Annotated in this window: 16 protein-coding genes and 1 tRNA gene; 6 read left to right on the top strand and 11 right to left on the bottom strand. The window is 71.3% G+C overall.

Going from position 1 to position 18,896, the window contains the following annotated elements; genetic code table 11:
- Positions 1-85: 85 nt before the first annotated feature.
- Both ABZ342_RS28375 and ABZ342_RS28370 read right to left on the bottom strand, forming a co-directional pair.
- Positions 86-973 carry a hypothetical protein gene (locus ABZ342_RS28375; RefSeq protein WP_360479025.1) on the bottom strand — a complete coding sequence of 296 codons (888 nt, stop codon included), beginning with the start codon at positions 971-973 and terminating at the stop codon, positions 86-88.
- Positions 974-1,022: 49 nt separating this feature from the next.
- Positions 1,023-1,916, bottom strand: coding sequence for an AraC family transcriptional regulator (locus tag ABZ342_RS28370; RefSeq protein WP_155541344.1), 894 nt, complete (start codon positions 1,914-1,916; stop codon positions 1,023-1,025).
- A 140-nt stretch (positions 1,917-2,056) separates the two neighbouring features.
- Here ABZ342_RS28370 and ABZ342_RS28365 point away from each other — a divergent pair, with 140 nt between their 5' ends.
- Positions 2,057-3,139, top strand: coding sequence for an aldo/keto reductase (locus ABZ342_RS28365; RefSeq protein ID WP_360479022.1), 1,083 nt, complete (start codon positions 2,057-2,059; stop codon positions 3,137-3,139).
- A 17-nt stretch (positions 3,140-3,156) separates the two neighbouring features.
- Here ABZ342_RS28365 and ABZ342_RS28360 read toward each other — a convergent pair whose 3' ends face one another.
- Complete coding sequence (locus tag ABZ342_RS28360; RefSeq protein ID WP_360479019.1) at positions 3,157-4,074, bottom strand: helix-turn-helix domain-containing protein; 918 nt, start codon at positions 4,072-4,074, stop codon at positions 3,157-3,159.
- A gap of 70 nt (positions 4,075-4,144) precedes the next feature.
- On the opposite strand from ABZ342_RS28360, the gene ABZ342_RS28355 reads away from it, so the two are divergent.
- On the top strand, positions 4,145-5,092 hold the full coding sequence (locus ABZ342_RS28355) for a saccharopine dehydrogenase NADP-binding domain-containing protein (RefSeq protein ID WP_360479016.1): 948 nt from the start codon (positions 4,145-4,147) through the stop codon (positions 5,090-5,092).
- A 182-nt stretch (positions 5,093-5,274) separates the two neighbouring features.
- Here the strand turns inward: ABZ342_RS28355 and ABZ342_RS28350 are convergent.
- Positions 5,275-5,348, bottom strand: a tRNA-Leu gene (locus tag ABZ342_RS28350).
- A 98-nt stretch (positions 5,349-5,446) separates the two neighbouring features.
- On the opposite strand from ABZ342_RS28350, the gene ABZ342_RS28345 reads away from it, so the two are divergent.
- Positions 5,447-5,668, top strand: a complete 222-nt coding sequence (locus tag ABZ342_RS28345) for a DUF3618 domain-containing protein (protein WP_360479013.1) — start codon at positions 5,447-5,449, stop codon at positions 5,666-5,668.
- A 3-nt stretch (positions 5,669-5,671) separates the two neighbouring features.
- Here ABZ342_RS28345 and ABZ342_RS28340 read toward each other — a convergent pair whose 3' ends face one another.
- Both ABZ342_RS28340 and ABZ342_RS28335 read right to left on the bottom strand, forming a co-directional pair.
- The gene (locus ABZ342_RS28340) at positions 5,672-6,106 is read right to left on the bottom strand and encodes a hypothetical protein (RefSeq protein ID WP_196425409.1); all 435 of its coding nucleotides are present in this window, start codon (positions 6,104-6,106) and stop codon (positions 5,672-5,674) included.
- 209 nt (positions 6,107-6,315) lie between these two features.
- Positions 6,316-6,873 (bottom strand): helix-turn-helix domain-containing protein, encoded by a 558-nt coding sequence (locus ABZ342_RS28335; RefSeq protein WP_360479158.1) that lies wholly within the window; start codon positions 6,871-6,873, stop codon positions 6,316-6,318.
- 114 nt (positions 6,874-6,987) lie between these two features.
- Here ABZ342_RS28335 and ABZ342_RS28330 point away from each other — a divergent pair, with 114 nt between their 5' ends.
- Entirely contained in the window at positions 6,988-8,445 is a 1,458-nt protein-coding gene (locus tag ABZ342_RS28330) for an NAD(P)/FAD-dependent oxidoreductase (RefSeq protein ID WP_360479010.1), read from the top strand.
- A 47-nt stretch (positions 8,446-8,492) separates the two neighbouring features.
- On the opposite strand, the gene ABZ342_RS28325 is transcribed toward ABZ342_RS28330, so the two are convergent.
- The 3 genes from ABZ342_RS28325 to ABZ342_RS28315 all read right to left on the bottom strand — a co-directional run bounded on the left by ABZ342_RS28325 (position 8,493) and on the right by ABZ342_RS28315 (position 13,166).
- Positions 8,493-8,963 (bottom strand): helix-turn-helix domain-containing protein, encoded by a 471-nt coding sequence (locus ABZ342_RS28325; protein WP_155541352.1) that lies wholly within the window; start codon positions 8,961-8,963, stop codon positions 8,493-8,495.
- A gap of 250 nt (positions 8,964-9,213) precedes the next feature.
- Positions 9,214-10,635, bottom strand: coding sequence for an LCP family protein (locus tag ABZ342_RS28320; protein WP_196425411.1), 1,422 nt, complete (start codon positions 10,633-10,635; stop codon positions 9,214-9,216).
- A gap of 377 nt (positions 10,636-11,012) precedes the next feature.
- Positions 11,013-13,166, bottom strand: coding sequence for a phospholipase A2 (locus tag ABZ342_RS28315; RefSeq protein ID WP_360479006.1), 2,154 nt, complete (start codon positions 13,164-13,166; stop codon positions 11,013-11,015).
- Between the two features lie 1,113 nt (positions 13,167-14,279).
- Between ABZ342_RS28315 and ABZ342_RS28310 the strand changes: the two genes are divergently transcribed.
- The gene (locus ABZ342_RS28310; protein ID WP_360479003.1) at positions 14,280-14,621 is read left to right on the top strand and encodes a hypothetical protein; all 342 of its coding nucleotides are present in this window, start codon (positions 14,280-14,282) and stop codon (positions 14,619-14,621) included.
- Here the strand turns inward: ABZ342_RS28310 and ABZ342_RS28305 are convergent.
- Both ABZ342_RS28305 and ABZ342_RS28300 read right to left on the bottom strand, forming a co-directional pair.
- On the bottom strand, positions 14,599-15,834 hold the full coding sequence (locus tag ABZ342_RS28305; RefSeq protein ID WP_230862339.1) for a GGDEF domain-containing protein: 1,236 nt from the start codon (positions 15,832-15,834) through the stop codon (positions 14,599-14,601). The two genes, ABZ342_RS28310 and ABZ342_RS28305, sit on opposite strands and share 23 nt — an antisense overlap.
- Before the next feature lie 542 nt (positions 15,835-16,376).
- Positions 16,377-17,591, bottom strand: coding sequence for an MFS transporter (locus tag ABZ342_RS28300; protein ID WP_360479000.1), 1,215 nt, complete (start codon positions 17,589-17,591; stop codon positions 16,377-16,379).
- 384 nt (positions 17,592-17,975) lie between these two features.
- Here ABZ342_RS28300 and ABZ342_RS28295 point away from each other — a divergent pair, with 384 nt between their 5' ends.
- The gene (locus tag ABZ342_RS28295) at positions 17,976-18,875 is read left to right on the top strand and encodes an SDR family oxidoreductase (RefSeq protein ID WP_155541356.1); all 900 of its coding nucleotides are present in this window, start codon (positions 17,976-17,978) and stop codon (positions 18,873-18,875) included.
- Positions 18,876-18,896 lie beyond the last annotated feature (21 nt).

Genomic DNA, 18,896 nt, shown 5'->3' with positions numbered 1-18,896 from the left:
GCTCACCGGAAGCCGCGTAACCGCTCACCGCCCGTGACACGACGTGCCACGGGCGGGTGAACTCCCACGTTGCTCGTGTAGATCTTCAGAGCACGCCGTTGCGCTGCAGGATCGAGACCGCGCGGACGGTCGCGTAACCGCTCCACTCGAGCTCCGCCGCGGGTGAATAACTCGCGAAATCGACCCGCCAGCCACCGTCGTCGTGCTGCTCGCCGGCGAGCCGCTCCAGCTCCGCGTCGATCACGGCGTCCTTGAACAACGCGCGGGCCGGACGGTCCGGCAGCGGGGCGAAGTCCAGTGCGCGCAAGGTTTCTCCGTCGGACCCGCCGGCCACCGGGACCAGGCCGTCCGGCGAGACGAACGGCGCCAGCCGGTCCAGCAGCGTCGCCGCTTCGGCGTGGAAGTCGTGGGCCGCGTCCACGAAACCCACCGCGAACGACAGCGCGATCGCGTGCGGGGCCTCGTCCAGGGCACGGATTTCGCGGAAGCAGTACTCCGTCGCCGCGGCGAGCCACGGGTGTTCGCGCACGGCCCGGTCGTGGCGGGCGACGCGCAGGGCGGCGCTCGCGGCGAACGCCGTGCTCTGCAAAGCGGCCCGCGCCGGGTCCGCCTGGACCCAGAAGGGCGCGCAGCCCGCCGGGTCCGCCACGGGCAGGGCGAACGGCAGGCCGCCGTCCGGCGTGGAAACCGAAGCCAGCCAGTCGCAGAGCCGGGCCGCGTGCGGGGTGGTCGCCGGCCCGGCCTCTTCGAACACCTCGAAGGCGTGGAGGGCGCCGCCGGGCTGGCTCTCCGGCGCCCGCAGGTCGGGCTCCAGGCCCCAGCCGTAGCCCCCGTCGGGATTGCGGTAGCCGTCGACGGCGGCCAGCACGGCGTCGGCGCCGGTTTCGCCGCGGAGCAGCTCGAAGCGGCGTCGGTCGAGGAGCCGGGCGTGCGTCGCCATGAACGACGCCGCCGCGGAAAGGTTCACAGCCATGCGCCCAGCGTCGCACCGGGGCGGCCGCGGGTCTTGAACGGATCGGACCTCACGGCAGCCGCGGCCCGGCCGGGGCGGCGGCCGCGCGCAGCCGGGCCGCGTCCTGGCCGGGTGGGGCGCCGAACAGGCGGCGGTACTCGCGGTTGAACTGCGACGGGCTGTCGTAGCCGACGAGGTGCCCGACCCCCGCGACGTCGCCCGCGTCGGCCAGCAGCAGCGAGCGGGCTTCCTGCAGGCGGATGCGCTTCTGGAACTGCAGCGGGCTCATCGCCGTGACCGCGCGGAAGTGCCGGTGGAACGCCGACGGGCTCATCCCGCTCAGCTTCGCTAGCTCGTCGACCCGCATCGGCTCGGCGTGGTTCTCGCGGATCCACCGGATCGCGCGGCCGACGTGGGCCAGCCCGCTGTCGGCCAGGCCGATCTGCCGGACCAGGTCGCCGTGCGGGCCGGTCAGCACCCGCCAAAGGATCTCCCGCTCGATCAGCGGCGCGAGCACGCGCGCGTCGGCGGGGTGATCGAGCAGCCGCACCAGCCGGACGACGGCGTCGAGCAGCTCGGGCCCGGCGTCCCCGGTCGCGATCGGCGACGCCGGCGGAGTGCGCGAGAACCGGCCGGGCGGGGCGTCGAGCAGCAGCGGGGCGATGGCCGCGGGCCGCAGGGCCAGCCCCACGCCCAGCGACGGCGTCTCCGGTGTCGCGCCGACGAAGTGGCCGGTCACCGGCAGATCGGTGCTGACCAGCAGGTACTGCCCCGCGCGGTACTCGTGCACCTGCTCGCCGAGCAGCAGGCGCTTGCCGCCCTGGACCATGACGACCAGCAGCGGCTCGGCCAGCGAGTGGTGCGGCTCGCTGGTGTCCACTTCGGACAGCAGCAGGCCCGGGATCGGCGTGCGAAGGTCGGCGCGCGCGTGGGCGGCGACGAGGTCGCGAAGCTCGGTCAGCACCCCTCAAGGAAAGCACGCCGGTTTGCCGGTGACCATCGAAGTCGAGAGGATCGTGCAAGAGAAGGCGACGATCAATCTACCGTTCACCTGGGATTCACGGTTTTCTGGTGGTGGTCAATCCGACACCAGAGGAGAGTTCCATGTCACTCGACCAGTACGTCACCCTCGGCCGGTCCGGGCTGCGGGTCAGCCCGTTCGCGCTCGGCGCGATGACCTTCGGCGAGGACGCCGGTGGTGCCGGCTGCAGCGTCGAAGAGTCCGAGAAGATCCTCGAGACGTACCTCGGCCGCGGCGGGAACTTCGTCGACACGGCCAACTTCTACACGAACGGCCACTCGGAGAAGATCCTCGGCGACTTCTTCGCGGCGCGGCCGGGCCTGCGCTCGCACGTGGTGCTCGCGTCGAAGTTCTTCGGCAACATGTTCCCCGGCGACCCCAACGGCGGTGGCGCGGGCCGCGCGTCGATCATCGCCCAGCTCGACGAGTCGCTGCGGCGGCTGCGGACCGACCACCTCGACCTGTACTGGCTGCACAACTGGGACCGCCACACGCCGATCGAGGAGACCCTGCGGACCCTCGACGACCTCGTCCGCGCGGGCAAGATCCGTTACGTCGGTTTCTCGAACACCCCGGCGTGGGTCACGGCGCAGGCCCAGACGACGGCGCTGCTGCGGGGCTGGACGCCGCTGGTCGCGCTGCAGGTGGAGTATTCGCTGCTGGCGCGGACCGTGGAGGGGGAGCTGGCGCCGTTCGCGCTCGACCAGGGCATCGCGCTGACGCCGTGGAGCCCGTTGAAGAACGGCTTCCTGTCGGGGAAGTACCGGCGCGACGCCGCGGTGCCGGACTCCGCCCGCGCGGCTTTCGTCGGGGGTCCCTCGCCGGAGGAGTACGCCGTGATCGACGAGGTGGCCTCGATCGCTTCGGCGCTGGAGACGACGTCGGCGGCGGTTTCCCTGGCGTGGCTGCGCGCCCGGCCCGGGACGGTGGTCCCGATCGTCGGCGCCCGGCGGCTGGAGCACCTGACGGGCAACCTCGAAGGTCTCGAAGTGACGCTCTCGGCGGCGGATCTGGCGCGCCTGGACGAGGTTTCCGCGCCGACGCTGGACTACCCGGCCCCGATGCACGGTGCCCAGCGCGCGATGCTGCAGTTCGCGGGCGCGACGGTCGACGGCGAACCGTCCACTGTGTACCCGCCGCTGCTGCAGAGCGACGTGCGCTACTGACTCTCGAGTGGGGAACCCTAGCCGCGGAACGTGCGCCGGTAGGTGTCCGGGGGTACGCCCACCGTGCGGTTGAAGTGCCTGCGCAACGTCGTCGCCGTGCCCATGCCGACCGCCGCCGCGATCGTGTCCACTCCCGAGTCCGTCTTCTCCAGCAGCTCTTGCGCCCGGCGGATGCGCTGGACCAGCAGCCACCGCAGCGGCGTCGTGCCGGTCGCCGCGTGGAAGTGGCGGGTCAGGTGGCGGGTGCTGACCTTCGCCTGGCGAGCGAGGTCCTCCACCGTCAGGGGCTGGTCGAGCCGGGCCGTGATCCACGGGAGCAGCGCGGCGAGCGGGTGGTCGTCGCGGGCGGGGATCGGGGTGGACACGTACTGGGCCTGGCCGCCGGCCCGGTGCGGCGGCACGACGAGCCGGCGGGCGACCGCGTTGGCGGCGGCCGGGCCGTGGTCGGCGCGGACGAGGTGCAGGCAGAGGTCCATCGCCGCGGCCTTGCCCGCCGACGTCAGCACGCTCCCGTTGTCCACGTACAGCACGTCCGCGTCGACGGTCACCCGCGGGAACCGGGCGGCGAGGACCTCGGTGTGCGCCCAGTGCGTCGTCGCGCGGAGGCCGTCCAGCAGCCCGGCGGCGGCCAGCACGAAGGCACCGGTGCAGAGAGACGCCACGCGCGCGCCGGCCGCGTGCGCGGCCCGCACCGCCTCGACCAGGTCCGCGGGCGGGTCGGCATCGACGTCGGCCCAGCCGGGCACGATGACCGTACCGGCGCGCGCGAGCCGCTCGAGGCCGTGATCGGGTTCGAGGAGGAAGCGACCGACCCGCACCGGAGCCGAGCCACAGACGGCAAAGCCGTACCGCGGATCCTCACCGAAAACCTCGGCGGCGATGGTCAGCTCGAAGGACAGCATCCCATCGGTGGCGGCGAGCGCAACGGCATGCATGTCCGAAAGTGTACGCATCACGTCGTTCCGGACACTGTCGCCAACGGACAACCCCAACGAGGATTGCCCCATGACTTCGGTACTGGTGTACGGCGCCTACGGGCACACAGGACGTTTCGTAGTGGCTGAGCTGCACAGACGCGGCTTCGACCCGATCCTCTCCGGCCGCGACGCGACCAGGCTCCCGGGCGGCCGCCAGGCGACGGTCGACAACCCGGAATCGCTGGACCGCGCACTGAACGGCGCAGCGGCAGTGATCAACTGCGCGGGCCCGTTCGCGACAACGGCAATCCCCCTGATCGAGGCAGCAGCACGCGCCAACATCCCGTACGTCGACGTAGCGGCCGAAATCGAAGCCAACCTGGACACGTTCGCCCTGAAGGTGGACACAACGGTGGTACCGGCAATGGCGTTCTTCGGAGGCTTGGCCGACCTGCTGGCCACGGCGGCCATGGACGACTGGGAGGAGGCGGACGAGATCCACGTGGCCTACGGCCTGACCGCCTGGAACCCCACCCCGGGAACCCTGGCGGCAGGCAAGAAATCCCACGAGCGCCGAGGAGCGAAGCGAATCCGTTTCACAGACGGCCACCTGCAGCACCACACGGAAGCCCTCCGAACCCAAGAGTGGAACTTCCCCGCCCCACTGGGCCCCCGCCAGGTACTGGCGGAGTTCTCAATGGCCGACATAGTGACAATCCCCAGCCACGTAAAGGTCCCGAGAGTAACGAGCTACATGACAACGAAGGCGGCAGAGGACCTATCCGCAGCCGCCAGGCGCACCGAACCCGAGACGTTCGTGGTCGAGGTAACAGTCCAGGCAAAAGGCAGGCAACGCCAAGCAACGGCAAGAGGCAAGGACATCTACGCGGTAAGCGCACCCCTGGCGGTAGAGGCGGTGGACCGAATCCTGACGGGAAGAACAAAGACAAAGGGAGTGGCCTCAGCAGGAGAGATCTTCGAAGCAAAAGACTTCCTACAGGCCCTAAACCCCCACATCACGGTCAACCTGACCTGACCCGACCTGACTTGAGCTAAGCGACCCCCCACGAACAGAGGGCCAACAACGCCAGGCAACCACGGCTGGGGGTCCGGGGGCGAAGCCCCCGGGCGGGGTCTGGGGGTCGCACCCCCAGAAGCAATGACGAAGCGAGGGAGTCCGGCGAAGGCGCGAAGCGCCGAAGCCGGAACTCATGAGCGTGGGCCCGGAGAGACTCGAACTCTCACTGGCACGGACCTAAACCGTGTGCCTCTGCCAATTGGGCTACGGGCCCCAGCCACTGGGAAGCGTAGCGTGCGGTGTGGCCGGTGCGGCCGCGGTGGGGCGGTCGACTAGGTTGGGGTTCGGAAGTCCCTGCGGCGAGGAGGACACGTGGCTCGCGATCCCGAGACGATCGAGCGTGAGATCGAGCAGGCCAGGACGGCTCTGGCTTCGACGCTGGATCAGCTGACCGTCAAGGCCGACCCGAAGAAGCTGGCGGAGTCGGCGAAGGACGGCCTGCGCGTCAAGCTGGACAACCCCAAGGTCAAGTATCCGCTGATCGGCGGGGGGATCCTCGTGGTGGTCCTGTTGGTGCGCAAGCTGCTCAAGTAGCGCTCAGGCGCGGGCCTCGGCTGCTTTCTCGGTGGCGGGGGCCGGCTCGGCCGCCGGCTTGCTCTCCTCGACTGCTTTCGGGAGTTGCTTGCTCGGCGGCAGCTGCGGCTTCTTCTCGGGGGCCGCGGCTTCCGGGGTCTTCTCGGTGGTCTGCTGCTTGGGCACGCTGCCGGGCGGCGGGATCTCGAGTGGTGCCTGTTTCGGGAGTGTCAGCCGCGCGGTCATGTACGCCTGGGTGAAGTCCAGTGCGCTGCCGTTGAGCAGGTGGACGACGGTGTTCTTCCCGTCGCCACCGAGTTCCTCGACGAGCTGGTCGGCCCGGTCGCGCGCGGCGATGATGCCGGGTGCGCGGGCGGTCAGCTCCTTGCCGCGGCCGCTGACCGTGATCGCCCAGTCGGCGTCCTCTTGGACGTACGTCGCCGTGATCGCTTCCACCATCTGCCTCACGCCCCTCTCGATGCCTTACACAACCGTGACGCGGTCGTAGCGATTCCATGACGCTGGTTCTTGGTCACTTTGTCCGCGCCCCCTCTCGGTCGTGAAGGTCCAGCACACTTTCTACCGTGTCTTGAGTACCGTAGAGCAACTCTGTGTCACACGACACGACAGCGCTGAGTAACGACCGAATGGCCTAATGCACGCGCAGGTTACCGTGCACGGCGCTGGAGGCCGCTCCACAGCACGTCCATGGCGTATTCGGTGGCCAGCTGGGGGCTCACCTCATCGTGTCGTTCGCACCAGATCGCGAGCCGTTCGCACGCTCCGACCACGAATTCCGCGGCCGCTTCGGCTCGGAGGTCGTCGCCGCTGTCGAAGTAGCCGCTCATCAGGGCGGCGATGAGGTCGGTCTGCTGGCGGCGGGTCTCCTCGACCTCGTCGGCGGCCGGCGTGCCGATCAGGGCCATCTCGTGGCGCAGCAGTGACCACGCCTGGCGCCGTTCCCGGATGAAGACGAAGAAGGCCAGCAGGCCGCGGCGCAGGGCGTCCTCGGCGGTCGCCGCGCCGACCGTCGCCTGCTCGGTAACCTCGCGCAGGATCGACCGCGACTCGCGGATGCAGGCGAGCAGCAGGCCTTCCTTCGAGTTGAAGTACTCGTAGAGCATCGGCTTGGAGACGCCCACCAGCTCGGCGATCTCGTCCATGGACGCCGCCGCGTAGCCGCGCGCCGAAAACACCTGCTCGGCGACCTCGACCATCTGCCGCATCCGCTCGGCCCGGGGCATGCGCTTGCGCTTCGCGGTGGTCACGGGCGACACTCTACCGGTAGTAACCTACTCTGAGTAAGCTGGACGACGAGTAACAGTAAACCGGGAGGCGCGATGGGCAACCGCACGGAGACCGGGGTCGTGATCGTCGGGACCGGGTTCTCCGGTCTCGGCATGGCGATCCAGCTGCGCAAGGAGGGGCGCGACGACTTCGTCATCCTCGAAAAGGCGCACGACGTCGGCGGCACCTGGCGGGACAACAGCTACCCCGGGTGTGCCTGCGACATCCCGTCGCACATGTACTCGTTCTCCTTCGAGCAGAACCCGGGCTGGTCGCGGGCGTACTCGCCGCAGCCGGAGATCTGGCGGTACATGCGCGAGGTGGCCGACAAGCACGACCTGCGCCGCTTCGTCCACTTCGGCCAGGAGATGACCGGCGCCCGCTGGGACGCCGACGAGAACCGCTGGCACGTCGCCACGAGGGGCGGCGACGAGCTCGTGGCGGGTGCGCTGGTCGCGGGGGTCGGGGCGCTGCACCTGCCGATGATCCCGGAGCTGCCCGGCATCGAGAACTTCGAGGGCCCGGCCTACCACTCCGCGCGGTGGCGCCACGACGTCGACCTGAAGGGCAAGAAGGTCGCCGTCGTCGGCACCGGCGCCAGCGCGGTGCAGTTCGTGCCGAAGATCGCGCCCGAGGTGGGGGAGCTGACGCTGTTCCAGCGCACCCCGCCGTGGATCATGCCGAAGGCCGACCACGAGATGTCCGGGCGCACGCGCGCCCTGTTCAAGGCGTTCCCGCCGGCCCAGCGCGCCTACCGGAACCTGCTCTACTGGATGCTCGAAGCGCGCGCCATCGGCTTCAACGGACAGTCGTGGGTGATGAAGCTCGGGCAGCGCCTGGCCAAGCGCAACATCGACCGCGCGATCACCGACCCGGCGCTGCGGCGCAAGGTCACCCCGGACTACACCATGGGCTGCAAGCGCGTGCTCATCTCCAACGACTACTACCCGGCGCTGGCCCGGGACAACGTCGACGTCGTCACCGACGGCGTGAAGGAGGTCCGCGAGCACAGCGTCGTCGACGCGGCGGGCGTCGAGCACGAGGCCGACGTCATCGTCTACGGCACCGGCTTCCACGTCACCGACGCCTTCGACGACCTGGAGATCGTCGGGCGCGACGGGCGCAACCTGGGCAAGGAGTGGGCGACCGAGGGGATGCGGACGCACCTCGGGATCACCGTCGCCGGCTTCCCGAACCTGTTCTTCCTGCTCGGCCCGAACACCGGCCTCGGGCACAACTCCGTCGTGTTCATGATCGAGGCCCAGATCTCCTACGTCGCCGAAGCGCTGCGGCTGGCCCGCGGCAAGGCGATCGAGCCGAAGCCCGAGGTGCAGGAACGGTTCAACACCTCGATCCAGCGCAAGCTGGCGAAGGGTATCTGGACGCGCGGCGGCTGCAAGAGCTGGTACCTGGACGCGAAGGGCGTCAACCGGACGATCTGGCCGGGCTTCACCTGGCGGTACTGGCTGGACACGCGCAAGGTGCGGCGCGAGGACTTCCTCGTCGGCTGACCGGGCGGTCCCCACCGGCGGAGGAGGCCGGTGGGGACCGCCGCGGATCAGCGGGAGACGTAGCGGCGGAGGCGGCCGATCAGGTCCACCGTCGGCAGCCCGCACAGCTCGGCCATGCGCTCCAGCGCCGGCAGGTCGAGCGCGACCTCGGCGCCCCCGTGCTCGCCGGACTGGCGCAGGCGGTCCTCGGCCCAGCGGCGCAACGGCAACAGCTCGTCCGACGCGTCGGCGACGACCTTGCGCAGGTCGACGCGGACCCGGCCGGGCTCGTCGACGAACACCCGGCGGTGCACCTTGGCCAGCAGGTCCTGGGGCAGCTCGTCCATCGCGACGCACAGCTCGACCAGGCGCACCACCGAGCACTGTCTGGTGCCCAGTTCGTAGGTGGCCAGCGTCTGCAGCGAAATCTCGCTCTGCAGGTGCTGGTTCAGCTCCTTGCGCGTCCACCCTCGGCTGCGCCTGAGCTTGCGGAGCTCGTCTCCGAGAATCCGCTGATAGTCCTCAGCGTCGATCAGCACATCAATGTCCCCTGCCGTGCTCTCCCGCGGCACTCGCACGGTGGTGACAAGATTCCCGTGCAGGTGCACCCTCACATGTATGTAAGTGCGCAGGCCCCCGGCCCTTACGCGATTCCGGGCATGTCTTTGATACCGATTGCGCGAGTTAGGCCGAACGGGTTAACGGCAGGTGGCCATGCCTGCAAATTGCAGTCTGCAGAACACTAAACCGATCGCAGTGTCCCTGATGGACAGTCGGACCGGGGCGCCGTCAGTTGACGCAGGGGACGCCTTCGGCGGTGATCGGCTTGTCCTCGTCGGCGACCGGCGGCGGGGCCGGGGCCTGGGACGACGAGCCCGCGGCGGCGCCGGAACCGGCGCTCGCGTCGGAGGCCGTGCCCTGGTAGTCCGAGCCCAGGAACACCATCACGTGGCCGGCCGAGACGCTCTTGTCCTCCTGGATCGTCGGCGAGCCGCCGAGCGCGTCCGCGACGGCCTGGCCCTTGTCCTTGCCGCCCTTGGGGACCCAGATGACCGTGGTCTTGCGCGCGGTCGCGTTCGCCGTGTCGCCGGAGGTGAAGCCCTTGGCGTCGAGGGTCTTGGCGACGCTCGCGGCCAGGCCGGTCTTGCCGGAGGCGTTGCGGACGTCGACCGTGGTCGCCTTGTTCGCGGGGTCGGCCTGGTTCGCCGGCGGCGCCGTCTGGCCCGGCTGCGGCCCGGCGAGGCTCTGGACGAACTGCTTCACCTCGGCCGGGTCGACCTGGATGGCCGTGCCGTCTTCGGGGGTCTTGTACTCGACGTTCTTCACCGGGATGGTGCGGAACTCGAGCTGGCCGCCGGTCAGGCCCTTCATCTGCTGGGCGAACCCGAAGATGTCCCAGTTCTGGTTGAGCACGACCGACTTCTTGATGGCGTCGATCAGGTCGGACAGCTTGCCCGGGTTGGTTAGCGTGCCCGCCGAGAGCACTTTGCGGGCCATGCCGGCCATGAACACCTGCTGGCGGACGACCCGGTCGAGGTCGCCGTTGGGCAGGCCGTGGCGCTGCCGGACGAACTCGAGCGCCTCGACGCCGGAGATCGTGTGCTGGCCCTTGGTGAAGTTCGCGCCGGAGTACTGGTCCTTGACGTTGTTGTTGAGGCAGACGTCGACGCCGCCGATGGCCTTCGTGATGTCGCTGAAGCCGAGCAGGTTGACCGCGGCGTAGTTGTCGATGGTCGACCCGGTGAGCTTCTCGATGGTCTCGATGAGCTCCTTCGCCCCGGCCTGGTTGGCCTTGACGTCGAGCTCCTTCGGGTCGGTGACGCCCTGCTTCTGCAGGTCCTTGCGGGCCTGCAGCATCGCCCTGGCGTAGGCGGAGTTGATCTTGTGCTTGCCGTAGCCGGGGATGTCGACGTAGGAGTCGCGCGGCAGCGACATCGCGACGGCCTTGCTGCCGTCGTTCGGGATGTGCACGAAGATCAGCGAGTCGGTGTTGAGCTCGCCGTCGGAGTCGCCCGCGCGCAGCTCGTCGAGCACCTCGCGCGAGAGCGGGTTGCCCTGGGCGTCGGTGCGGCTGTCGAGGCCGACGAGCAGGATGTCGCGGGCGCCGTCGGCGGGCTTGTCGCCCCCGCCGCCGTCGCTGATCACGTTCGCGTAGTTCAGCCCGTTGACCAGGCCCTGCATGGCGGCCCACGCGTACCCCGTCAGGCCCATGACCAGCAGTGACACAACGGCCAGCGCGATCTTCGCGCCGCGGAAGGAGTTGTGGCGGGCCCGCGGGGCCGGCCGCGGCTGGGGACGGCGAGGCGGCGGAGCCGTGCGGCGCGCGTCCACCGGCTCGCGGCGGGGCGCCGGGCGGCGCGGCGGTGCGGTGCGCCGGCCTGGCTCTTCCTGCCGGGGCCGGGCGGGGCGGCGGTCGCCTTGCCCGTTCCGAGGCGGGTGATCCACGCGGGCGACTCCTCACTGCTTCGATCGGTACTGCCAGAGGATGGACGCATGGTGCCTTCACCTGGTTGCCGTAGCGTTACACATCCCCCTGTGAATGTGGCATGCACCACCCAGTTTCCCGCACGTCAGCCGGTTTCGCCTGGTCAGGACGTCGCGTTCGCCGGTCTGCGAGCCGGCAGCAGAGTGCCCGCCGTCGCGAGCAGGGCGAACCCGGCCGTCGCCGCGTGCAGCGTGACGCCGAGGAGCTCGGACGTGCCGCCGCCGTCGGCGAACAGGAGCGAGGGCGCGCAGGCGAGTGCCGTGGTGAGCCAGGTGCCGGTCGCCGCGCCCGCCCCGAGCCGGATCGTGTGCAGCAGGAGCACCCCGAGCAGCAGGTGCACCAGGCTCTGGATCGGGTCGAGCCGCAGGCCCAGCAGGTCGGCGTCGGCGGCCACCCCGCCGAAGCGGGTGAGCGCGAAGCCGAACACCCCGAGCGTCGCGTAGCCGATGCCGAACCCGGCCGCGGCCCTGGTCAGCACGACGGTCCGGCGGCCGGGGAGCTCGGCCGCGCGGGGCCGCCGTCCGTGGTGGCCGTGCCGCTCGAACCACCAGAAGACCAGGGTCGCGGGCACCGCGAGCAGCCCGACCGCGACCAGCGTGCGCGGCCGGACCAGCCAGGTCAGCCCGTCGGCGATCCGGCCGGGCAGGTACACGACGGACACGAGCAGCAGCATCCCGGCGAGGAACGCCAGGTAGAGGCTCATCGGCGCGCGCACGACGAACCGGGACGCGGCGGCGACGCGCGGCCGGTCGCCGAGCCTGCCCAGCGGGCCGGCCAGGAGCCCGAGCACGCCGAGCTGGACCAGTCCGAGCAGCAGCACGCCCCACGGCGGCGCCGAGAACGCCGCCGGGGCGCCCGGGCTGCCGAGCAGGACGGGCGGCCCGTCCCGCAGGACGCTCGCCACGACGAGGCCCGCGACACCGGTCGCGGCGGCCGCGGCGAGCAGCCGTCGTGACGGGCGTACGCCGTCCGCGTGCGCGAAGGCGAGTTGCTGGGCGAGGAGCGCGAGAGCGAACGTCGCCGCGAAGCGGGGCAGGGGCGAACCGGTCGCCTCGGCGGCCAGTTCGCCGGCGACGACCAGCGCGAGCAGCCCGGCCGCCGCGCTCACCGGGGCGCGGCGGTGCAGGGCCAGCAGCGGGGGCGCGCAGACGATCGTCAGCAGGTAGACCCCGAGCAGCCACAGCGGGTGCAGCGCGATCCGCATGACCGTCGCGGTCGTCCCCGCCGGGATGCCGAGGAGCTCGAGCGCGAGTGGCGTCAGGAGGGCGACGACGGCGAAGATCAGCGCCGGGCGCAGCAGCGGGCTGGCGCGCTCGGCGAGGAAGTGGCGGTAGCCGCCGCCGTGCTCTTGTTCGGTGCGCCAGCCGGCCGCGTTGGCGTGGCCGCCGGCGAAGAAGATCAGCGGGGCGAGCTGGGCGAGCCAGGTCAGCGGCCAGAGCGACGTCTCGGCCGCGCCGGCCCAGTGCGCGAGTGCCGTCACCGACTCGCCGAGGAGCAGGAGGACGACCCCGCCCGCGCCGAGCAACGCCCACCGGGTGACTTCGGCGGGGGTGGCGGCGGGCGCCGGCAGCCGCGGCTCGCGGCGGGCCCGCAGCCAGCCGCGCAGCCGGAAGACCAGCAGGCAGGCGATCACGAGCACGCCGGCGACCATCGGGCCGATCGGGTCGCCGACCGGAGGGCCCCAGCGCTGGTGCCACGAGTTGACGACCAGGCCGGCCGAGTAGAAGGACGCGACGACCCGGCAGGTCCCCGCCGAGTTCATCGGGTTGAGGTCGCAGGCGTGGTGCATGTCGTGCGACAGCTGGTTGTCGAGGGCTTCACGGACCTCGGGGCCGAGCGGGTGGCCCTTGCGGTCGGCGTAGCGCAGGAGGTCGTAGCCGAGGTCGTGCGCCTTGCACGGCACGGCGTAGTCCCACTTCGTGTTGTCGTCGCCCCAGGGCGTCGAGCAGCCGCCGTCGACGTGGACGGCGCGGACGGTGCCGTCGCGGGCCGTCATCGCACCGGGGGTGACGCCGCTGAGCGCGGTGAAGTCCTTCGGCAGCCGCGCGAGCGCGTCGGGGTGCGGGCCCGGGTGGACGAGCGCCTCGATGGCGTTCTGCGCGGCGAGCACGTCGCCGGTCGGTGGGCCCTGGTCCGGCGGGGCCGGCGGGCGCGAGGCGATCAGGCCGAAGGCGAAGACGACCAGGAGGACCAGCAGCAGCCAGCCGGACGTCGACCAGGGTCGGCGGACACGAGACGGCTCGGTCGGGGCTGGCATGGGTTCAAGGGTGCCAGCCCCGTCCCGGCGGCGACACGGGGCTAACCCCCGAGCCGGGCCCTGCCCGATCGGGTGGCGCGGAGGGCTGCCCGTTCTTACGTTCCGCGACGAGCGGGCGCGGCGCAGACTGCGTCCGGGGGACCAGGAGGCGTTGCGGTGGACGCGACCGATCCCGACGGACGTTCGGTGCCGGTGGAGAACACGGTGTGCGCGTTGCGCCGGCTGGCGCCCGGAGCCGCGTTGCGCCCGGTCCCCGCCGAGCTGCGGGTGCTCGCTTCCGCGTTGCGGGAGTGCCCGGTTGCGGAGCTGGCTGTCCGGTGTCCGTCTGCGGTGGTGCGGGTGGTGCTGGGATCGCAGCTGCGGGCGCTCGACCGCGCGATGACGGGGTTGTTCGGCCCACCGTCTCCGGAGGCGGCTCGGCTGGTCCGGGCGGTTCGGTTCAGCGGTCGGCGTCGTGGCGGGTTGCTCGACCGGCTGAAGGCGGAGCCGGGCCTGCACGCGGCGGCTTCGGGCTGGGCGGAGGCCGGGGGTGCCCGGCTGCTCGCGGACGAGCTGCGCGGGGTCGCGCTGGTCCCGGACGGAGCGGATGGACGGCGGGCGGCGGAGCTGGTGGTGGCCGCGTTGCTGCCGCGACCGGAGGACGGGGGCCGGGAGGTTCCGGTGTGGCGGGTCGGTAGTGGTTGTGGGCCGGGCTTGAGGCGGGGTGGTGCGGTCGGTTGTGGTGCGGGTGGTTCGGCGCGGGGCTGTGCCGCTGGTTCTGGGGCGGGTGGCTCGGGCGGTGCTGCTGGTTGTGGGGCGGGTGGTTCGGCGGGAGGCGGCCCTGCTGGTTGCGCGGCGAGTGGCTCGGCGGGGGACGGCGCCGCTGGTTCTGGGGCGGGTAGCGAGGCGCGTGGCGGTGCTGGCGGTTGTGGTGCGAGTGGTTCGGCGGGAGGCGGCCCTGCCGGTTGCGCGGCGAGTGGCTCGGCGCGGGACGGCGCCGCCGGCTGTGTGGCGGGGGGTGTGCGGGCGGATCGCGAGGCAGGCCATCCGCCGGCGGCCGGGTGCGGGACGAGCTGCTCGCCGGAGGATCGCTGCGAGGCCGGCCCGTCCAGTGGCTTCCTCGAAGTCCGTTCGGTGCGGGTCGGCGAGCGGGGGTTCCGGGTCGACGTCCGGGCCGATCCACCCGCCGAGCTGGTCCGCGAAGGTGCGAGCCTCGTCCTGCGCGCGCTGTGGTGGAACGGTCTCGGCCGGGTCAGTGACGATCTCGGCCACGAATACCTCGTCCTGGCCAAGGACCCGGACGGCACCGGGGTCGTCCGCCACTGGTGCCATCCCCGCCCGGCACCGGGCGCCCGCGTGCTGCGACTGGAGTCGGCCGGCTACCGCGGCGAGCGCCTGCGGCTCGACCCGGCCGCCGCCGGGACGTCCGCCGAGGTGCTGGTGAAGCTCGCGCTCACGGTTCGGCTGGGGGCGTGACCGGGAGTCCCCCTCCCGGGGTATCCGGGGCGAAGCACACCTGGTCCCGCCCGTTCTCCTTCGCCAGGTACACCGCCGCGTCCGCGGACTGCAGCAAGCGCTCCAGCGTGTCGCCGTGGCGGGGGTGGCGGGCCACTCCGATCGACGTGGTCCGGTCGGCGATCGTGGCCGGGTCGCCGCGTTTGTCCGTGGTCACTATGTGCAGCTTGGCGATCGCCACGCGTACGCGCTCGGCCGCGTCCCACGTCGACTCTTCGTCGATGTCCGGGAGCAGAATGAGGAATTCCTCACCCCCGAAACGGCCGACCAAGTCGCTCGGGCGCGTCACTTCGTCGAGGGTTTGCGCAACCGTGCGGAGCACGTCGTCACCCGCCGGATGTCCATAGGTGTCGTTAATCCACTTGAAGTGGTCGAGATCGACCATCAGCAGCGCCAGTTGATCACCCGATCGTGCGGTCCGTTCCAGTGCCCGCTCGGCCGACTCCGACCAGCCGCGCATGTTGAGAATCCCGGTTTTCGGGTCCGTCCGGACGTCGTTCTGGAGCTGATCGAGTTCCGCGAGGCGATTGAAGACCACGGTGACCACGGCCATCACCGCCACCATCGGCGGCACGGCGGCGAGCAGGATCGCGGTCACCGCGCCCAGGCCGATGGTGATCGCTTCGAGCGTGTTGTCGGCGGGGCTGCCGAGCACGTTACGAACCGTGCGCCCGGCGGGGGATCCGAGCAGCAGGACCCCGCCCACGTACGCGATCTGGATGGCCTCGTAGATGGCCCCGGTGAGCACGATCGTGCCGAACTCGCGGAGGAAGCCGCTCCAGTCCGGCGGCCCGAGCAGGTGGGGCCCGAGCGACGTGTACGTGACGTGCGCGAGCGTGCCCGCGAGGCCGTGCGTGATCGACGAGAAAACGAAGTTGTTGGCCGGTCGGCGCGCGATGAACCAGTGCTGCGCCCGGACCACCGCGATCACGAACAAAACGAGCGGAATCGGCAGGATCATCGCCGCGGAAAACGTCCAGACGGCGGTCAGGTCGATCAGGACCGTTTTCGTCCGGTCGCGCCGGCGCTCTTCCTGGCGCTGGGTCAGCTGAATGTGCACGGTGGCACCCGCCGCCAGAATGGCGAAATTGATCCAGTCGTTTCCGGACGGAATCGGCGAGCGCGCGAAAGCGGTCGCGAGAATCGCGACGGCGACGGCTTCGGCTCCGAGCATGAACGCGACCTGCACCGGCCGGCGACGCCACAGCGCCCAGTTGCGCGGCAGGTACGCGTGGCCGCTCCGGGCGGTCGCGAGCGGACCACCGGTCGTGGTCGCCGACTCGTCCGTGGTCACGCGCTGGTCCGCCGCGTCCGGGCCGCCGGCCTCGCCGGGCCCGGGCGGCCGCGTCGGCTGGCCGGGGTCGCCGTCCGGTCCTGGATGCAATTGGTCACCTCCTTTCCAGCCTAGTCGCCGCCTTGAGTAATCTCATCGGTACCTGGCAGAGTGTTCACGCATTCCACGGCCGGGTACCATCCCACAGCAACAGACCTGCCGAGGACCCGGAGGAACTGCCGGGAACGCGGCGCAAAAGGTTCTGCGAGACTCTCCCCGCACGGAGGTGGCCCCCATGCGCAACCGCGACTTCTGAACCACCCGCGAATTGTCGCCCGAGACGCTCGTGAATGCCATTCATGATCTTGGTTGCACAGAGAGGTGGCACCCGATGGCCAACCGTGACTTCTGATCCGTCCCGGCCGGGAGATCCCGTTCCCCGCTCATGACGCCCGTGGCCCCGGCTCCGCTCCGCCGGCCCGGCGCCAGGACAACGCGACCGGAACGGCCAGCAGCAGCCCCACCGCCCCCGCGAGCGCGATCGTCGTGTTCGCCGAACCGACCCATTGGGCCACCAGCCCGCCGATGCCGACGCCCACGCCCTGGGCCACGCGCAGCCCGGTCCGGTAGAGCCCACCGGCACTGCCCCGGATGTCGTTGGGCACCCACGTGATGAACGTGGCCGAAACCGTGATGACATACGCGCCCGTCGCGCCGGCCAGCGCGAGCAGGATCAGCGCGAACGCCAGGTTCGGCTGCAGCGCGAACGCCGCCAGCGCGGCCAGCGGCAGCGCGGCCAGCACCCCCAGCAGCCGGCGCCGGCGCTCCGTCGAGACGAACCGCGACAGCAGGAACGTCCCGACGACGAAGCCCAGCGGATCGGCCGCCAGCAGCCAGCCCACCGCCTGGTCACCCGCGCCGAGCTGTGCGGCGAGCGGCGCGGCGAGGCCCTCGGGGATCACCGCGAGGCCGACGAGCCACGACAGGTAGAGCAGCACGCGGAGCCGTTCGTCGCCGAAAACCTGCCGGATGGCGCCGAACCACGGGGCGCCCCCGTCCCCCGCGGCCGCTCGCCGCAGCACCATCAGCCGCACGGCGACGGCGGCGACCAGGAACGTCGCCGCGTCGATCGCCAGTGCCCACGACGTGCCGATGCCGGTCACCAGCAGGCCGCCGGCGGCGAGGCCGGCCAGCATCGCCGTGTTGTTCGTGATCCCGCGCAGGTCCTGGCTCTGCAGGTAGACGTCGTCGTCGGCGAAGATCTCGCGGCCGAGCGCGTTCTGCGCCGCGTTGCCCGGCGCGTTCGCCAGCCGGGCGAAGACGAAGAGGACGAACAGCCAGCCCATCGGCATCCCGGGCACGGCCATCAGCCCGATCAGCACGGCCTGCGCGAGCGAGCCCGTCACCAGCACCGCGCGCCGCGGGAACCGGTCCGCGAGCTGCGACAACCCGAGCCCGCCGGCGAGCGCGGGCAGGAACGTCAGCGAGTAGACGACGGCCGAGAGCAGCGGCGACCCGGTCCGGTCGAAGATCAGGATGGCCAGCGCGACGATGGTCAGCTGGTCGCCGAGCATCGACTGCGTTTCGGCGAACCACAGCGCGCGGAACTCCCGGTTGGCCAGTACGGCCCGGAACCGGGGTGTCGCGCGTGTCGTCACCTCGTAACCACCGTCCCCCGATCGAGTGAATATGGATCGCCCGCATTGTGCCTCGCCAGTGACGACCCCGTCCGGGGGAGTCACGGCTGACCGCCCGGAAGCACTGACAGTATGCCGCCGGTTACGCGCCGGTGTCCCCGGAACGCGCGTCACCGTCCGCTTCGGAGCCGATCGGGTTACCCGCACGGTGAGGGGCCGCGATGGGCAGTGACCGGCTCGCGGGTACCTCCGGACTGATCGAACCGGATTCGCTCGGCGCAGGGCGGCGGCCGCTCGTCGTCGCGACGCTGCCCCACTGGACCGAATGGGCCAAGACTGGACGCAGAGCCGGCCGGGGTGGGCGGACCGCGCCGCCGTCGGCGCGCGCAGAGCGGGGAGATGACGATGGACGGGTTGATGCAGGGCAAGGCGGTCGTGGTGACCGGTGCCGGCCGGGGCCTGGGCGAGGCGTTCGCCGTGCACGTCGCGCGCGCGGGCGGGGCGGTGGTCGTCAACGACATCGACGTCGACCTGGCCGAGCGCACGGCGGAGAACATCCGCGCGCACGGCGGCCGCGCCGTCGCCAGCGGGCACAGCGTGGCCGAGGCCGGCGAGGCCCAGGAGATCGTCGACCTGTGCGTCAAGGAGTTCGGCGGGATCGACGGGCTGGTCAACAACGCCGGCCTGAACTACGAGGCGCTCCCCTGGGAGGACGACGCCGAGCAGGCGGCCGAGCTCGTCCAGGTCAACGTCATGGGCGTGGTGAACACGGGCCTGGCCGCGATCAAGGCGATGGTCGGCGCCGGCACCGGCGGCTCGATCGTCAACATCTCTTCGGGCGCGTCGCTCGGGCAGCGCAAGCTCGGCGTCTACGCGGCGAGCAAGGGCGCGGTCGCGTCGCTGACCTACTCGTGGGCGCTCGACCTCGAGGAGGCCGGCATCCGCGTCAACGCCGTCTGCCCGCTCGCGCACACGCGGATGGTGTGGAAGTCCGAACGCTCGCTGCGCGCCTGCCCGCCGGACCGCACGCCGTCGCGGATCGCGCCGGTCGTGCTGTTCCTGCTCGGCGAGGGTTCGCACGGCATCACCGGCCAGATGATCCGGTGCAACGGCCCGCAGCTGCACGTCATGGGCCAGCCGTTCCTCAAGCAGCCGATCCTCGAACGCCCGGTGTGGGACACCGAGACCGTGCAGAAGGCGTTCGACGAGGTCTTTTCGGCCCACCTGGAGAACTACGGCCTGGAGAAGCGCGTCCCGCCGCGGCTGCGCAAGTGGACGGACTCGACCTCGCCCCGCACGGCCTGAGGCGCGGCCTTCACGTGAAGG

Origin of the sequence: Amycolatopsis sp. NPDC005961, from assembly GCF_040629235.1 — a bacterium.
GTDB lineage: Bacteria > Actinomycetota > Actinomycetes > Mycobacteriales > Pseudonocardiaceae > Amycolatopsis > Amycolatopsis camponoti.
This window is presented reverse-complemented; position numbering and strand designations above follow the sequence as displayed.

Bases quoted from the DNA above. Each gene is read 5' to 3' on its own strand.
- ABZ342_RS28295 (WP_155541356.1), top strand. From the start codon at position 17,976: ATGGACGGGTTGATGCAGGGCAAGGCGGTCGTGGTGACCGGTGCCGGC.
- ABZ342_RS28365 (WP_360479022.1), top strand. From the start codon at position 2,057: ATGTCACTCGACCAGTACGTCACCCTCGGCCGGTCCGGGCTGCGGGTC.
- ABZ342_RS28360 (WP_360479019.1), bottom strand. From the start codon at position 4,074: ATGCATGCCGTTGCGCTCGCCGCCACCGATGGGATGCTGTCCTTCGAG.
- ABZ342_RS28340 (WP_196425409.1), bottom strand. From the start codon at position 6,106: ATGGTGGAAGCGATCACGGCGACGTACGTCCAAGAGGACGCCGACTGG.
- ABZ342_RS28375 (WP_360479025.1), bottom strand. From the start codon at position 973: ATGGCTGTGAACCTTTCCGCGGCGGCGTCGTTCATGGCGACGCACGCC.
- ABZ342_RS28315 (WP_360479006.1), bottom strand. From the start codon at position 13,166: ATGCCAGCCCCGACCGAGCCGTCTCGTGTCCGCCGACCCTGGTCGACG.
- ABZ342_RS28355 (WP_360479016.1), top strand. From the start codon at position 4,145: ATGACTTCGGTACTGGTGTACGGCGCCTACGGGCACACAGGACGTTTC.
- ABZ342_RS28335 (WP_360479158.1), bottom strand. From the start codon at position 6,873: ATGCGGCAGATGGTCGAGGTCGCCGAGCAGGTGTTTTCGGCGCGCGGC.
- ABZ342_RS28320 (WP_196425411.1), bottom strand. From the start codon at position 10,635: ATGGGCCTGACGGGGTACGCGTGGGCCGCCATGCAGGGCCTGGTCAAC.
- ABZ342_RS28330 (WP_360479010.1), top strand. From the start codon at position 6,988: ATGGGCAACCGCACGGAGACCGGGGTCGTGATCGTCGGGACCGGGTTC.
- ABZ342_RS28305 (WP_230862339.1), bottom strand. From the start codon at position 15,834: ATGCTCGGAGCCGAAGCCGTCGCCGTCGCGATTCTCGCGACCGCTTTC.